Genomic DNA, 14536 nt, shown 5'->3' with positions numbered 1-14536 from the left:
GTGGGCCTGCAATAGAACAGTGTACGAACAGGTGATGACGGCGCTGTATCCCCGCCCTACTGCGCTACTCGGGCTTTGCCCTGCGTTGCTCCTTGAGGACGGGGGCTTAGCGCCTGTATTCTGCTAAGCGAACGTGCTAAACCGCCGGCTTCCCCAGCCGTGGTATGGAGCCGAGCGCGGTGGCCGACGCAGCGAGCGTCAGGGCGACGTACGACCGCATCGCGGACCACTTCTCACAGACCCGCGCCCAGCCGTGGCCGCAGATTCCGGCGTTTCTCGACGGCCGGTCGGGAGCCGTCGGCGTCGCGCTCGGCTGCGGTAACGGTCGCCACGTGGAACTGCTCGCCGACTGCTGTGGCCGTGCGGTCGGACTGGACCTCTCGCGAGAGCTGCTCGGGCTGGCGGTCGAGCGGGCGACCGACTACGACGCAGACTGGGTACAGGGGAGCGTCGACCGACTGCCAATCGCGACCGACAGCGTCGATATCGGCGTCTACATCGCCACCCTCCATCACCTCGACGCGCGGGAGACGCGGCGGGCAAGCCTGGACGAGCTCGCACGCGTGCTCGCTCCCGGCGGTCGGGCGCTCGTGAGCGTGTGGTCGACGACCCACTCGACGTTCGACGAGACGGACGGGTTCGACACGGTGGTCGACTGGACGCTGCCGGGCGGCGAGACGGTCCCCCGGTACTACCATATCTACGACCCCGACGAGTTCGAGAGTGACCTCGCGGCGAGCGGTCTCGCGGTCGAACGAACGTTCACCGAGGACGGCAACTGCTTTGCCGTTGTCGGGTGTGAAGGGAAACGCACATAGGGGTAGACGCGGTACGCTGAGGTGAGTGTGTGAACGGACGGTCTCCGGCCGTCGGTTCACGACACATGTGTCGACGTGCGTGTCGACCAGCGCACGACCACGACACAATCACGCCGCGGTACTGGTCGCCACATCCACGCGAGACGACCGGTGCCACGAACACGACGAGAGTGCCAGTGGTGAGCAATCCCGCAGGGATTGCGAACGACGGCACGAGTAAACGCAATGAACGAGTGCCGGTGGTCTAATGGTATGACTTTGGCCTTCCAAGCCAACGATCCGGGTTCAATTCCCGGCCGGCACATGGCCTTCTCGACTCATGAGCGCACTTGCCGAGGTACCGTCCCCGTGTCCGGCGTACACGCGGCAGCGTCGAGCGAACCCTCGTCCGGAGGGTGACCGTGGTCGCGACCCATGAGCACAATCCGCCCGACAACCGGCGTCGACCACGAATGTTCTCCAAGCGCTCGCTGCGGGCGACTCGCCGGGCGAAACGAACCGATAGCCACGGTCTTCATAAGGAGTGCCCGAGTAGGGTGTCACAACATGGGTGTGGATGAGACGACGGTGTTGCTCGTCGAAGACGAGGAGGCGCTTCTCGATATCTACTCCCGCTGGCTCACCTGGCAGTTCGACGTGAAGACTGCATCGAGCGGCTCGCAGGCCCTCGACATCCTCGACGAGACGGTCGATGTCGTTCTCTTGGACCGGCTGATGCCCGAGATGACCGGCGACGAAGTGTTGTCGGAGATTCGCAATCGATCGAACGACTGTCGGGTGGCGATGGTGACTGCCGTCGAGCCGGACTTCGACATCATCGGGATGGGGTTCGACGAGTACCTCACGAAGCCGATCGAGCGCGAGACGCTCACCGAGACCGTAATGGAGCTCGCACAGCGCGAGAACGTCGCTGACATGAGCCGGCGGCTGTACGCGTTGACCCGCAAGCAGTCGCTGCTCCAGTCGAGCAAATCGGAGTCCGAACTCGCCGCCAGCGACGAGTACGCATCGCTCACAGACGAAATCGAGATGCTCAGGTCACAGCTGGACGAGTCACTCGCCGAAATCGGCGACACCGAGATGGTCGCGATGGTCCGCGACCTCGAAGACGACCCCGAAGCGGACGAAACGGAGGAGGATACCCAATGAGCTACGACGTGAGCGGCTTCGGCGAAGTCACCTTCTCGGAAGGGACAAGCGTGCTCGTCTCGGGTGACGCCTCACAGGCTCGCGAGCGCGTCTACGACGCCGTCGCCGAGGGGTTGGCTGACGGCGAGGCAGCCGTGTTCATCAGCACGAACGAGTCTCCCCGGCGGATTCTGGACGCGCTGGGTGACCGAATCGACATCCCGGCAGAGCGGTTCGCCATCGTCGACGTGTCCGGCGACGGCGACGACGGCGAAATCGACGGCGTCTCGGTGCGCGCGGTCGGTTCCCCCGGCGACCTGACCGGGATGAGTCTCGCTTTCGCAAAGCAGCTCCAGTTGCTCGAAGAGCGGGGCGCGGCGACGGAGGCGCGTGTCGTCATCGACTCCGTTTCCACGCTGTTGATGTACGCCGACGTACAGACGGTGTTCCGGTTCCTCCACGTGTTCACGAGCCGGCTCGATTCGGCCGGCCTGTTCGGCATCTTCACGCTCCAGCCGGGGATGCACGATGAGCAGGAGACGAACACGATTCGCACGCTGTTCGACAGCCAGGCGACCATCGAACAAGAGGACATCGCGTTGCGCGGTAGCGGCTACAGCTAATCGCCGACGGTCGGTTCTGGGCTCGGGCTTGTCGTTTCGTACACGACGAGGAACACCGCCGTCGCGGCGACGATGAGTGTCGCCGCCAGCCCGAAGGCGAACCCGACGCTCGCAGCGTCCCAGACGTATCCCACGGTGACCGGCCCGATGACTTGGCCGACCTTCCACGCCACGGAGCGCAGCGAGAAGGCTCCGCCGACGGCGTCGAACTTCTCGCCTTCCTCGACGAACATCGCCATGCTCGCCGGGAGCCGAATCGAGTCCGCGATCCCACACACCATGTAGGCTCCCGAGAGGACGAAGAACGCCGGCGGGAGGTCGATACCTCCCGTGGGGGCGTTCGCGACATCGGGGAGCGTCAGCGTCACGCTCGGAACGACACCGCGGGCGAAGCCGGCGAGCGGAATGAGGAGCGCGCCGGCGGCGTACAACATCGCCCCCGTCGCGATGAACAGGTGTTTGTTCCCCCACTGGTCGGTGAGGTTCCCGACGTACCCCTGCGTAAGAGCCTTGGTCAGCTTTCCGCCGGCGAGGAGCCCTCCGACGACGAAGGGGTTCATCCCGAACTCCGTGTGCGCGTAGATGGGGAGGAAGGTGATGACGGCCATCTTTCCGAAGGAGAGTCCGAACCGGAAGCCGACGAGCGCGCGCACGGTCGGCAGCGAGAGCAGCGATTCGAGCGTCTCGCGCCCGGTGGCTTCCTCGGCGTCCTTCTTCCCGCCGGGGTTGTCACGCAGCACGGCGTAGACGAGGACGCCGGCCCCGAGGGTAACCCCGGCAAGCACGCTGTAGGCGGCGGTGAACCCGAAGACGGCGAGTATCGCACCGCCGACGAGGTCACCGAACAGTGAGGAGAAGGCTCCGACCTGATTGTAGGTACCGAGCCACAGGCCCTGTTCGTCCTCGCCGGAGATTTCACCGATGACGGTCGAGCCGGTGAGCCAGAGGATACTCGCCGCGACGCCCTGGAAGACGCGCATTACGATGACGCCGGCCACGTTCGAGATGGCCATGAAGCCAAAGAAGACGGCGACGTTCAACCCGAGTCCGAAGAGGAGCCACCGTTTTGCGTTGCCGGTGTCGATAGCCCGTCCCAGGGGTAAGACGATGATGAGTTGGACGAGCGCGAACGCCGTCCCGAACAGCCCTTCGACCGTTGAGCTAACGTCGAAGATTCCGGCATACAGCGCGAGCGCGATTGCGACCGTCGAGTACGCCTGTGCGCGGGCGAAGGCGGTCCCCGACATCGCCAGAAACTCCGGATCTCTGAAGACGCGAAGCGACGAGCCCACTGTCGAAACCGACACACGGCAACCACAAAAGACTCGCTGACTCTCAGAGCTCGATGCGCTCGACCAACTGGTCGTCGCCGTCGCCGTCATGGGAGTTGAGCGCGACGACACGGACGTGTGATTCGAGTCCCGAGTCTCGCAGCTTCGCCGTCAGGAGTTCGTCGACCTGATACACGCCGGCAGCGTTCCTCATCTCGATTTCGACGACGACCCGGTCGTCGTCGCTGGTCAGGGCCACTCCCTCAATCGCCTGTGAGGAGAGCGTGTTGATGCCGCGTCCGCCACGCTCGTACGGAATCCGCGAGCGTCCCCGCTCCATGTCGAGTGCGTCGGCCACGCGAACGACGCCGGCTTCGAGTGTGAGCGGTGTCTCCTCGGTGTGGTGACAGAGGATGGCGTGGAGAATCTCGCCGGTCAGCTTCACGCGCTCCGTCGTGTCGTAGAAGGCGGGGAGAAACCGTTCGAGGATGTCCGCCGCGAGCGGAATCGAGTAGTACGGGTGGTCGTCGCGGTGGACGACGTGACCGATGTCGTGGAGGGTCGCCGCCAGCGCGACGACGACGGCTTCGTCGGCTTCGTCGAGCCCCTGCTCGCGCGCGCCGTTGAACTCAACGTCGTGTTCCTTGAGCAAATCGTACAGACACAGCGCGCGGTCGCGGACGATTTCGATGTGCTTCGCGCCGTGGTCGTTGTACCCCTTCCGCTGGACGGGGTTGACGTTCTGTGCCTCGAGATACGCCTGTATCTCCTCGTCGGCCGCGATTGCATCGAGCACGCCGTTCAGCCGCTCGTCGGGGAACGCGTGGGCGGCCGTCGGGTCGTATCGCCGTGTGTCGTCGTCGAGTCGGCTCACAGTGTGGGGAGCCGTGCGACGGCGAAAAGGGTTCGGCCCCGTCGGCAAAAGAACTACAACTCCACCCTCGAATCCGTCGGTATACCATGCTCGAACTCGTCCCCGCACAACTCGGCATCCCCGCCGGGCCGGAACTGCTCATCGTCCTCGCCGTCGCCGTGCTCCTGTTCGGTGCGAACAAGATTCCGAAGCTCGCTCGCTCCTCTGGGGAGGCGATGGGCGAGTTCCAGAAAGGGCGTGAGGACGTCCAACAGGAACTCGACGAGATGCGCGCGGACGGTGACGAGGCGACCGAGCCGGCGACAGAGACCGCAGACTAACCGTCCGGCTTTCCGAATATCTCCCGGCTGCGAGCGTCGCGGCGGCATCTGTCGGCTCCACGGCGAGGAAAAAGCATATAGTTGCAAGGGAGTACCTTCAGACATAGATGTTCGAGACACTTGTTCCAGCACAGTTCGGGATTCCTGCCGGTCCGGAGCTGTTGATAATCCTCGGTATCGCGGTGCTCCTGTTCGGTGCAAACAAGATTCCGAAGCTCGCTCGTTCGACGGGCGAGGCGATGGGTGAGTTCCAGAAGGGCCGTGAAGAGGTCGAGCAGGAACTCCAGGAGATGCGGGAAAGCGGCGCGAGCCAAGAGGAGATCGAGGAGACGCGCGAGGAGTACGCCGAGGACGAGGACGTGGAGTTCGACGAGTCGACGGAGAATAACTGAGCGGTTTCCTTGTTCACAATCGTTTTGCCCTGGAGTGGCGACGCTCCAGTGGGGACGCGTGGCCTAGTGGACCAAGGCGAGCGGTTCCTAACCTCTAGATCGCGGGTTCGAATCCCGCCGCGTCCGCTCCTCACTCCGTTCGTCGCGGCCGCGGCGTAGCTCGCAAACGCTTCGCGTTTGCTCACTCCCGCCGCGTCTGTCTTCCGCCGAGCGTAGCGATGCGTGAAAACGTCACCAAGGGATTCGAATCAGGGAAGTCACGCGCAGCGAAGCGAGCACGTCTGACCGTGGTTCGAATCCCGCCGCGCCCGCTCCTCACTTCGTTCGTCGCGGCCGCGGCGTAGCTCGCAGCGTCTGCGACGCTGCTCACTCCCGCCGCGTCCGTTTTTATCGGACCTCTCTGAGTTCGGGACAGCGTTTTCTGGCTCGCTCACTTGAATTATGGTAATGAGTACCGATGACACGCGCGGTGAGGACCCGGTCGCCGCCGCGCTGACGGAGGGGTCGGCGTACGAACGGCTCCGCGTCCAGCGCGTCTCAGTGTTCCCGTGGTCGCTGGGAGAGAAGCTCCAATGGCTCGGCGTGGTGTTGCTCGCGTTCGGCGTCGCCGTCGGTGCGTTCGCGTTCGTCACACCGAACGGAACGACCGTACCGGTCGACCCCGGAACGGTGCCGACCTACACGAGTATGGTCGCGCTCATCGCGCTGGCGACGCTCGGGTTAGTCGCACTCGTGTTGTCGATACTCGGCGTCGTCAGGGAACGCGACGAGCCGCTCTCGGACGAGCGCGCGGAGACGATTCTCGTCGTTGAGGAGCTGTGTGCGCTGACCGGCTTCGTCACCGGCGGGACGACTGCGGCCATCGCCGTCACTTTCTGTCTCGTTCCCTTCACCGGTCCCGAGGCTGTCACGTGGCTCGCGACGACGCTCGAGCGGTCACCGTATGCCGCCATCGAGACGGTCTACCCCATCGTCCCGACGACGCTCGCGACGGTCGCACTCCTGTTGGGAGCCGTCTGTCTGCTCGCCGGGCGACGGTGGCAGACTCAGTGAACCGGTTCGTACCCCGGGCGGAGCCGGTCGGCGATCGTCGGGAACAGCGCTTCCGTCGCCGGCTCCGTCGTCGTGAGTTCGTAGTTCCGGCCGTCACGCGCTGCGAGACCGGCGTCTTCGAGGTGGTTCAGGTGGGCGAACGCCTCGCCCGGCCCGTGGAGGATGTGAATTGCGTGGAGCGTCCCGAACAGTTCCGCAGAGACCTCCCACGGCGTCGCGGGACCGTCGGCGAGCACGTCGACCACTCGGTCGGTTCGCTCGCGGTGGTGGTCAATGATGTCGGCCGCGCGGCCGGTCGGGTCGACGACCGCTCCGCGGTGGCCGGGCCACGCCCGCTCGTACTCGCCGTCGATGATTCGAACGAGAGTGTCGAGATACGCGGCGAGCGGTTCGGTGACGCGCACGTCCGCCCCGCCGACGTTCGGGGTGTAGTAGGGGAGCAGCGCGTCGCCCGAAAACAGCTCTCGGCCGTCGCGACCATCGAAGGCGAAGCCGCAGAGCCCGACAGTGTGGCCCGGCAGGTGGACGGCTTCGAGTTCCACGCTCCCGATGTCGAATCGGTCGCCGTCGGTGAACGTCTCGACAGTCGGGCGCGCGTAGGCGGCCGCGCTCGCGTCGATGAACTCCGCCAGCTCCGTCTGTTTCTGTGGCGGCATCCCCCACGCGGTGAGCGTGTCACGAAAGGCCGGGTCGTCCATGTCCTGTGTCGCCTCCGAGCCGTCGACGAGGGGCGCGTCGTCGACGTGCACGTGAACCGAACAGCCGCTCGCCGCCTGAATATCGGCCGCGAGTCCGGCGTGGTCGCCGTGCCAGTGAGTGAGGAGAATCCGGTCGATATCGGCAAACTCGATGCCGATGTCGGCGAGTCCGCGTTCGAGTTCGCTGCGCGTCTCATCGGTGGGGAAGCCGGTGTCGATGAGGGTGAGTTCGGCGTCGTCTTCCAGCCCGAGGACGTAACAGTTGTTCAGCCCCTCGAAGGCGGCGTTGCCGAGTCGGACCGTTTCCATCTCGAAGGGAAGCGTCCGTTTCCCACCCGACACGGAGGGGAGAATCGTCACCTTGTCGCCGTCGTCGAGTGCGGTCCCCGCTCCGCCACTGGTAGCGACGCGCTCGCCGTTGACGTGGACGGCGATATGCGGGCGAATCTCGCTGTCGCCGTTGCGGACGAGCGGGGCGACCCGTTCGTCCCCGTTGTCGAGTGCGTCCAACAGGTCTCCGATCGTCGCTCCAGAGTCCAGAGCGACCGTCGCGGCCTTGTCCCCGTAGGCGTCCCGGACGGTGCCGTGAAGCTCGCACGTAATCTGCATACACGGGCTTCACCGGAGAGTGTCAAGAGTGTTCCCGTGGACAACGCCTTTGATGTCTCCCGATGTGAACACGCCAATGGCGCTACACGACGCGAGCGGCGACGACATCGGCCCGTTCGACGACTACGACTACCCGGTCGAGCGCGTCTCCGTCGGCGACCCCGAGATGGCCTACGTCGACGTCGGCGAGGGGGAAGAGACGTTCCTGTGTCTCCACGGCGAACCGACGTGGGGGTATCTCTACCGGAAGCTGATACCCGGCCTCGCCGAGCGGGGTCGCGTCGTCGTTCCCGACGCAATCGGCTTCGGTCGCTCGGACAAGTACACCGACCGCGAGGAGTACAGCTTCCGGATGCACTACGACGCCTTCGAGCGGTTCCTCGCCGACCTCGACCTCCAGAACATCACCCTCGTCTGTCAGGACTGGGGAGGCATCCTCGGGCTGACGCTCGCGGCGAACCACCCAGAGCGGTTCGCTCGTCTCGTCCCGATGAACACCGGGATTCCGACCGGTACACAGGAGATGCCCGACACGTGGGAGGAGTTCCGTGACTTCGTGGAGCGAACCGACGACCTCCCGCTGGACATGCTCATCCAGAACGCGACGATAACCGAGCTCAGCGACGAGACGCTGGCCGCCTACGAGGCCCCGTATCCGGAGCCGGAACTGAAAGCCGGTGCGCGGGCGTGGCCCGACATGGTCCCCCGGAAGAACGGCGGCGACGGCGCGGAGATGACCCGTGCTGCGGCCGAACGGCTCGGCGAGTGGGACAAGCCGGCGTTCGTGCTCTTTTCCGACAGCGACCCGATTACCCACGATAACCGCGACTCCTTGCGGGAACATCTTCCCACCGCGAGCGACCAGCCCGACGTGTGGATCGAGGGCGGCGGGCACTTCCTGCAGGAAGACGCCGGCGAGGAAATCGCCGACCGAATCGTCGAGTTCGTCGACAGAACCTAACCAACCGTCGTCGCGACGCCTTTGGTCTGTCTGTAATCGCCGTCGAGAAGCTCACGCAGCGTCGCGAGCAGTCGCTCGCGGTCTGTCTCCGTCCACTCGGTCGGCTCCTTCACCGGAATCACGAGGAAGCCGCGCCCGCGGACGGGCGTCGCGTGCATCTCACTCGTCCGGGGGTCCGTCTTCCCTCGCACGGAGGTGTGGTGTTCGAGCGCGTACGCGAACGCGCGGTCCCCGACCGGCAGGAGGATGTGGGCGTTAATCGCCCGCAGCTCCGCGTCCAGAAACCGCTCCTGGTCGGCGTAGCTCGCCGGCGTCGGTTCGCCGTCTCCCGGATGAATGTAAGAGAGATACAGATTCGAGAGGTCCGGCTCGTCTGCGTACGCGTCGGTCGCGAAGCCGAGTTCGTGGACGAGCGCTTGTAGCCGGCGGCCGGCCTCGCTGTCGGTGAATGGGACCCCCGTTGCGGTGCCGCCGTGGCGCGCCGGCGAGTCGCCGAACACGTGAAAATCGGCGTTGGCGTCGCCGTAGCCGTACACCGCCGGGCCGTCGATGCGCATCCCGAATGGGTTGGATGTCTCCGTCGTAACCGTCTCCACACCGGCTCTGAGGCGGTCGGTGATAAAAAGCTCGCCTCTGCTACTCGACGATGAGTGCGCCTTCCATCCCGAGCGACCGGTGGGGGCCACAGTAGTAGAGGCCGACGCCGGTGTTATCGAACGACTGCTCGAACGGGTCGGCTTCCAGTTTCGGGCTCCCACTCTGGAAGTCGAAATCCGAATCGCTCGCGGCGACGACGTTGTGGCGACCGCCGCGGCCGGTCCACTGCCACGAGACGGTCGTTCCCGTGGAGATGCGCACCGCCGCGGGCGCGAAGGCCAGCCCGTTTCCGCCGGCGCCGACCTCTACGACCACCTCGTCTTGGCCGGTCATGTCGACGATGTCGTCGTACCCCCGGGCGGGGCGACCACTGGAGAGGAACGCCGAGACGCGTTCCTCCGGTCCCTCCGCCGAGCCGCCGTTTCCACCGCTGCTACAGCCTGCGACGCCGACAGCGCCCGCGGCTCCGAGCGTTCCGAGCAGTCGCCGTCGGGTCAGCGTAGACTCGTCCATACCGGAGGGAGGGGACGGCCGCGAATAAGTCTCCTTCGGGAGCGAGTGACACACGACGCGTGGTTTCTTCGCCCTCTCGCCCGTACACCCCGTATGGCAGTGCTCGTCTTAGGCGACCAACTCCACCCGGAGTACGGTCCCGCCGCCGATGCAGACCGCGTCGTGATGGTCGAGGCGACGGCGTTCGCCCGCCGGCGCGCGTACCACCCGCACAAGCTCACCCTCGTCTTCGCCGCGATGCGACAGTTCCGCGACCGCCTGCGCGAGTCGGGGACTGCAGTCGACTACTACGAGTGTGAGACGTTCGCCGACGGCTTCGACGCCCACTTCGAGACGTATCCCGGAGACGACCTCGTCGTGATGGAGTCCCCCTCCTACGGCACGAGCGACCGACTCAGCTCGCTCGTCAAGCAGCGCGGCGGCACGCTTGAGGTGGTCGAAAACGGCCTGTTCCTCTCGACGCGCGAGCAGTGGGACGCGTACGCCGGCGACCCACCCTACCGTCACGAGAACTTCTACCGGATGATGCGTCGCGAGACCGGCTACCTGATGGCCGACGGCGACCCTGTCGGCGGGGAGTGGAACTACGACGACGAGAACCAGCAGTTCCCCGGCGAGGGGTACGAGACGCCCGACCCGCCGCGCTACGAGATGGACGAGACCACACGTGAGGTGTGGGAGTGGGCGACCGAGCTGGACGGGAGCTACGACACCGACCCGCCCGGCCCGGAGTGGGCCGACCCGGAGCCGTTCTTCTGGCCGACGACCCGCGAGCAGGCGCTCGATGCGCTCGACAGCTTCGTCGACGAGCGGCTGGCCGAGTTCGGTCCCTATCAGGACGCCATGCTGGACGACGACTGGTCGCTGAACCACGCGCTCCTGTCGGGGGCCATCAACGTCGGTTTGCTCCACCCCGGTGAGGTAATCGAGGCGGTCATCGAGGGAGCACGCGAACAGCCAGACGCGCCACTCAACAGCGTCGAAGGGTTCACCAGACAGCTGCTCGGCTGGCGGGAGTTCATGCGCCACACCTACCGTGAGGGGATGCCGGAACTCGCCTCGGCGAACCAACTCGACGCGACCGAGGACCTCCCAGCGGCGTTCTGGACCGGCGAGACTGACATGCGGTGTCTCTCTGACGTGGTCGACGGCGTACGCGAGCGAGGATACAGCCACCACATCGAGCGGCTGATGATTCTCTCGAACTTCGCGCTCGTCTACGGCGTGGAGCCGGCCCAACTCAACGAGTGGTTCCACGCGGGCTACGTCGACGCCTACCACTGGGTGACGACTCCCAACGTCGTCGAGATGGGGTCGTTCGGACAGGGAATCTTCGCGACGAAGCCGTATGCCTCGTCCGCCAACTACGTGAACAAGATGAGCGACTACTGTGGCGACTGCGACTACTACCACACCAAGACCACCGGCGACGGTGCCTGTCCGTTCAACACCCTCTACTGGGAGTTTCTCGACCGCAACGAGGACAGATTGGGCGACAACCACCGGATGGGACTGGTATACTCTCACCTCGATAACAAAGACGACGAGGAGCGAGCCGCGATTCGCGAGCGCGCGAGCGAGGTGCGGTCGATGGCCGAATCGATGGAACTGTAGCTACATCCCCGTCTCGTCGGCCTGCAGCATGATGAGTCCGGAGACGAGCATCAGTGCGGCAAGCGCGACCATTCCCGCATCGAGAGCCATCATCTCGCCCATCTGTGAGCCATCCATCCCCATTCGCATATCCGTCGACGACCCACCACCCATCGCGACGGCCTGATTCACCAGCATAACGAGCGCGTAGCCGACCATGAGCGGGCCGCTGGCGTTTCCGAGCCGGTCGGCGACGGGAGTGAGCAGGACGACACCGTGGACGACCGCGACGGCACCGACGACGACCATCACTGTGTCGGCCGTCGACGCCATCACTCCGTCCATCGCGAACAGCGAGTACAGGCCCGACGCGAGCGCGATAGCGGCACCGTACAGTCTGGTCGATGTGAGCATACCACCCGTTGTGACGGCTCCGGCAACTACCTTCTGTTTGACTCACTCGCTGAGTCGGTTGTATCGCTCTTCAAAGCGGGCACGACAGGAGGAACAACAGAAGTGGTACGTCTCGCCGTCGAGGCGAATCGACTCGCCCTCGGAGTCGACGGTGTTTGCACACTCCGCGCAGGCGACGGCGAAACCGCCGCCCGCGACGGACGGTTCCCACGTCACGCTATCGAGCAGTTCCACGTCGAAGCTCTCCTCGCCGACCAACGCGTGTACCCAAGAGCGCACGTCGTCTGCGGCCGTCCGCCCGGTGAACCGGACGGTCCCGTCGACGGAGGTGAAGACTCCCTCGACGCCGTCGGCCCGGGCGAGTCGGTCGCCGAGCGCGTCCACGTCCTCGGGATCGGTGACGGTCACGAGGACGCCCACGCCCGCCCGGAGCCGATCCCGGTTCAGGCTGACGGTGAAGCCGTCGATGACGCCGCTTTCCTGCAGCCGTGTGACTCGCTGGGAGACGGCCGGTCCGGAGAGGTCGACCACGTCGCCGATGTCGCTGTACGGCCGGCGGGCGTCCGCCGCGAGCAGGGAAAGAATCTCGAAATCCATCTCGTCAAGTGGCACACACCGTGGTTATACTTCACAAACCAAAGCGTTCACGCCCGCTAGATTCAGATTCCTGCCTACGAGTCGGGCGTCGCCACAAGGTGCATACTGCTGTCGGGAGAACGCCGGCTCATGGTCGTTGAAACCCTCCAAGCCGTACTGACCGACCCCCGCGTGCTCGCCGTATGGGTCGTTCTGGTCGCCTGTTCGCTGGTCGCCCTCGCGTACGACCTCCGGGCGCACAACAGCCATCTCGCCCCGCTGATGCAGTTCGTCTGGGGGCTGACGGTGTTGTACTCCGGACCGCTCGGTCGCGCACTGCTATTCGGGGTGTGGCGCGGGCGAGGTCGTCGGCGTCGTTGTGGCGGCCGGCATCCTCTCGCTGCCGACGCTGGGCGTCGCGGCGACGACGTTCGCGTGTGCGTATCTCGCCGGCTTCGCTCTCACCGTCGGGCTGCTCGTGCAGGAAGGCGAATCGCTCGCCACCGCGGTGACGGACGCGCTCTACTCGGAGACGCCCTCGATTACCGTGATGGAGGTGACGGCAATCGGGACGGACATCTGGGTTACGGGCGAGGCACATATCGGCTCCGTGCTCTTCTGGTCCGGACTCATCTTCTCGTTGAGCGTCGGGCTCCTCGTCGCGTACCCGGTGAACGTCGGGCTGGTCGCGGTCGGCGTGAAAGGCGGGATGGCTGACCCGCGACAGGCCTGACTACTCGCCCCGGCCGAGCGTGTAGAACTCCTCGTTGGGGCGCATATCCGCGACGGTCGCGAGCCGGTTCGAGAGGTTGTAGTAGGCGACCACGGTGGCGATGTCCCACACCTGCTCGTCGGAGAAGCCGGCCTCTCTCAGCGCCGCGACTGCGGCGTCGTCGACCTCCCCCGGGGATTCGGTGAGGAGCTCGGCGAAATCCAACATTGCACGGCGACGCTCCGTGAGGTCGGCGCTCCGGTGGTTGGTGGCGAGCTGGTCGGCGAGCTTCGGGCGACCGCTGTAGATGCGCAGGAGTGCGCCGTGGGCGACGACACAGTAGAGACAGTCGTTGATGCCCGACACGGTGACGATGAGCATCTCGATCTCGGCCCGCTCGATGGCCGCGTCGTCGATGATGGCGTCGTGATACTCGAAGAAAGCGCGGAAGTGGCTCGGCTTGTAGGCGAACGCCGAGAAGACGTTCGGCGTGAAGCCGGCTTCCTCGGTCTCCGTCTCGATGCGTTCTCGCACGTCGTCGGGAAGGTCCGCCAGCGCGGGGGTCTCGAATCGACCCATCGGCTCTGTCATACCGACATTTCCACACGGCGTGAGTTAACCCTGCCGGCGCTCAGATCTCGCCCTGCTCTTCGAGGTTCGCCAGCACGTCGTTGACGAACGCCTCGACGGACTCATACGGGAAGTCGCCGCCACCGAGCTTCGTGTTCAGCTCCATCGCCGTCATGGAGAAGTCGCCGGACTCGAACTTCGTCCCCGGGCCGTTCGGAAGCGCCGGCACGAGGTCCATCGGACTGCTGATGGGGTAGTCTGCTTCGCCGAACGCTTCTTCCATCTGCTCGCGGAGTTCTGCTTTGTCTACCATAGCGGTCGTACTGTCGGCCACCTCACTTATATACTATTCGAGTACCCCACGTTTGAAACCCACCGTGCGTTTATTCGCGTCGGTCGCCCGCTGGCCTAATTCCTGTCGTCTGTGCCGGTCAACACAGGCTTGTCGTTGAGATGGTGGCTGAGACGACACAAATGCGCGGCTTGTTTCTCCAATCTGTACGGAATTCAACAATCGGCATCGAGGAGTGACGGCTCCACGTCTCGCCGTCTCCTGACGCCATAGCTAATTCCTCCCGTTTTCACAGCGAAAACAGCGTGTAGCCGGTGGCGTCGGCTAGCAATCAGCCACCGTTGCGCGCCTGGTAGCTCCTGTAGCTGACGGATTCGCCGTCGACGATAACGGCGTCGCCGCCGTTCTCACACCCTTCGGGGGTTCGACCTTCGAGACCGCCGTCCATCCGTTCGCCGCCGTACTCGTATGGGTTATCAATCATCTCCATACGAAGTGGTTACACACCACTGGGTATAAGTC

Annotated in this window: 19 protein-coding genes and 2 tRNA genes; 11 read left to right on the top strand and 10 right to left on the bottom strand. The window is 65.1% G+C overall.

The window, feature by feature from the left end:
• Positions 1-164 precede the first annotated feature (164 nt).
• From DMP03_RS11335 to DMP03_RS11320, 4 genes are all read left to right on the top strand, one after another.
• Positions 165-818: a class I SAM-dependent methyltransferase gene (locus DMP03_RS11335; RefSeq protein ID WP_152120764.1), complete on the top strand. Its 654-nt coding sequence runs from the start codon at positions 165-167 to the stop codon at positions 816-818.
• Positions 819-1051: 233 nt separating this feature from the next.
• Positions 1052-1122 (top strand) — tRNA-Gly (locus DMP03_RS11330).
• 242 nt (positions 1123-1364) lie between these two features.
• Positions 1365-1967, top strand: a complete 603-nt coding sequence (locus DMP03_RS11325) for a response regulator (protein ID WP_152120763.1) — start codon at positions 1365-1367, stop codon at positions 1965-1967.
• Positions 1964-2569, top strand: coding sequence for an RAD55 family ATPase (locus DMP03_RS11320; protein WP_152120762.1), 606 nt, complete (start codon positions 1964-1966; stop codon positions 2567-2569). Before DMP03_RS11325 ends, DMP03_RS11320 begins: the two co-directional genes overlap by 4 nt.
• Here the strand turns inward: DMP03_RS11320 and DMP03_RS11315 are convergent.
• Complete coding sequence (locus DMP03_RS11315; RefSeq protein ID WP_225870784.1) at positions 2566-3816, bottom strand: MFS transporter; 1251 nt, start codon at positions 3814-3816, stop codon at positions 2566-2568. The two genes, DMP03_RS11320 and DMP03_RS11315, sit on opposite strands and share 4 nt — an antisense overlap.
• Positions 3817-3904: 88 nt before the next feature.
• On the bottom strand, positions 3905-4714 hold the full coding sequence (locus tag DMP03_RS11310; RefSeq protein WP_152120760.1) for an HD domain-containing protein: 810 nt from the start codon (positions 4712-4714) through the stop codon (positions 3905-3907).
• A gap of 86 nt (positions 4715-4800) precedes the next feature.
• Between DMP03_RS11310 and DMP03_RS11305 the strand changes: the two genes are divergently transcribed.
• The 4 genes from DMP03_RS11305 (at position 4801) to DMP03_RS11290 (ending at position 6479) form a co-directional block, all read left to right on the top strand.
• Positions 4801-5034 carry a twin-arginine translocase TatA/TatE family subunit gene (locus DMP03_RS11305; protein ID WP_152120759.1) on the top strand — a complete coding sequence of 78 codons (234 nt, stop codon included), beginning with the start codon at positions 4801-4803 and terminating at the stop codon, positions 5032-5034.
• Positions 5035-5141: 107 nt separating this feature from the next.
• A complete protein-coding gene (locus tag DMP03_RS11300; protein ID WP_152120758.1) occupies positions 5142-5426 on the top strand; it encodes a twin-arginine translocase TatA/TatE family subunit in 285 nt (94 codons plus the stop codon).
• A 52-nt stretch (positions 5427-5478) separates the two neighbouring features.
• Positions 5479-5552: transfer RNA gene (locus DMP03_RS11295), tRNA-Arg, on the top strand.
• Between the two features lie 321 nt (positions 5553-5873).
• Positions 5874-6479 carry a hypothetical protein gene (locus DMP03_RS11290; protein ID WP_152120757.1) on the top strand — a complete coding sequence of 202 codons (606 nt, stop codon included), beginning with the start codon at positions 5874-5876 and terminating at the stop codon, positions 6477-6479.
• On the opposite strand, the gene DMP03_RS11285 is transcribed toward DMP03_RS11290, so the two are convergent.
• Complete coding sequence (locus DMP03_RS11285; RefSeq protein ID WP_152120756.1) at positions 6473-7786, bottom strand: ubiquitin-like small modifier protein 1; 1314 nt, start codon at positions 7784-7786, stop codon at positions 6473-6475. The genes DMP03_RS11290 and DMP03_RS11285 overlap by 7 nt on opposite strands.
• 76 nt (positions 7787-7862) lie before the next feature.
• Between DMP03_RS11285 and DMP03_RS11280 the strand changes: the two genes are divergently transcribed.
• On the top strand, positions 7863-8747 hold the full coding sequence (locus DMP03_RS11280; protein ID WP_152120755.1) for a haloalkane dehalogenase: 885 nt from the start codon (positions 7863-7865) through the stop codon (positions 8745-8747).
• Here DMP03_RS11280 and DMP03_RS11275 read toward each other — a convergent pair.
• Entirely contained in the window at positions 8744-9343 is a 600-nt protein-coding gene (locus tag DMP03_RS11275) for a uracil-DNA glycosylase family protein (protein ID WP_172967140.1), read from the bottom strand. The two genes, DMP03_RS11280 and DMP03_RS11275, sit on opposite strands and share 4 nt — an antisense overlap.
• A 40-nt stretch (positions 9344-9383) precedes the next feature.
• Positions 9384-9857 (bottom strand): halocyanin domain-containing protein, encoded by a 474-nt coding sequence (locus tag DMP03_RS11270; RefSeq protein WP_152120754.1) that lies wholly within the window; start codon positions 9855-9857, stop codon positions 9384-9386.
• A gap of 93 nt (positions 9858-9950) precedes the next feature.
• On the opposite strand from DMP03_RS11270, the gene DMP03_RS11265 reads away from it, so the two are divergent.
• The gene (locus tag DMP03_RS11265; protein WP_152120753.1) at positions 9951-11471 is read left to right on the top strand and encodes a cryptochrome/photolyase family protein; all 1521 of its coding nucleotides are present in this window, start codon (positions 9951-9953) and stop codon (positions 11469-11471) included.
• Here the strand turns inward: DMP03_RS11265 and DMP03_RS11260 are convergent, their stop codons facing one another.
• Positions 11472-11864 carry a hypothetical protein gene (locus tag DMP03_RS11260; RefSeq protein ID WP_152120752.1) on the bottom strand — a complete coding sequence of 131 codons (393 nt, stop codon included), beginning with the start codon at positions 11862-11864 and terminating at the stop codon, positions 11472-11474.
• Between the two features lie 42 nt (positions 11865-11906).
• Entirely contained in the window at positions 11907-12461 is a 555-nt protein-coding gene (locus DMP03_RS11255; protein ID WP_152120779.1) for an AsnC family transcriptional regulator, read from the bottom strand.
• 358 nt (positions 12462-12819) lie between these two features.
• On the opposite strand from DMP03_RS11255, the gene DMP03_RS14635 reads away from it, so the two are divergent.
• Positions 12820-13173, top strand: coding sequence for a DUF4396 domain-containing protein (locus DMP03_RS14635; RefSeq protein WP_235908667.1), 354 nt, complete (start codon positions 12820-12822; stop codon positions 13171-13173).
• On the opposite strand, the gene DMP03_RS11245 is transcribed toward DMP03_RS14635, so the two are convergent.
• The 3 genes from DMP03_RS11245 to DMP03_RS14370 form a co-directional block, all read right to left on the bottom strand.
• The gene (locus DMP03_RS11245) at positions 13174-13743 is read right to left on the bottom strand and encodes a peroxidase-related enzyme (RefSeq protein WP_235908664.1); all 570 of its coding nucleotides are present in this window, start codon (positions 13741-13743) and stop codon (positions 13174-13176) included. It lies immediately after the preceding gene.
• A 40-nt stretch (positions 13744-13783) separates the two neighbouring features.
• Positions 13784-14035, bottom strand: coding sequence for an MTH865 family protein (locus tag DMP03_RS11240; RefSeq protein WP_152120751.1), 252 nt, complete (start codon positions 14033-14035; stop codon positions 13784-13786).
• Between the two features lie 310 nt (positions 14036-14345).
• On the bottom strand, positions 14346-14504 hold the full coding sequence (locus DMP03_RS14370; protein WP_172967139.1) for a hypothetical protein: 159 nt from the start codon (positions 14502-14504) through the stop codon (positions 14346-14348).
• Positions 14505-14536: the final 32 nt, after the last annotated feature.

It is taken from the genome of Halosegnis rubeus (assembly GCF_009184545.1).
GTDB classification, from domain to species: domain Archaea; phylum Halobacteriota; class Halobacteria; order Halobacteriales; family Haloarculaceae; genus Halosegnis; species Halosegnis rubeus.
The sequence above is the reverse complement of the archived record's forward strand: the minus strand, read 5'-3'. Positions and strand labels throughout refer to the sequence as shown.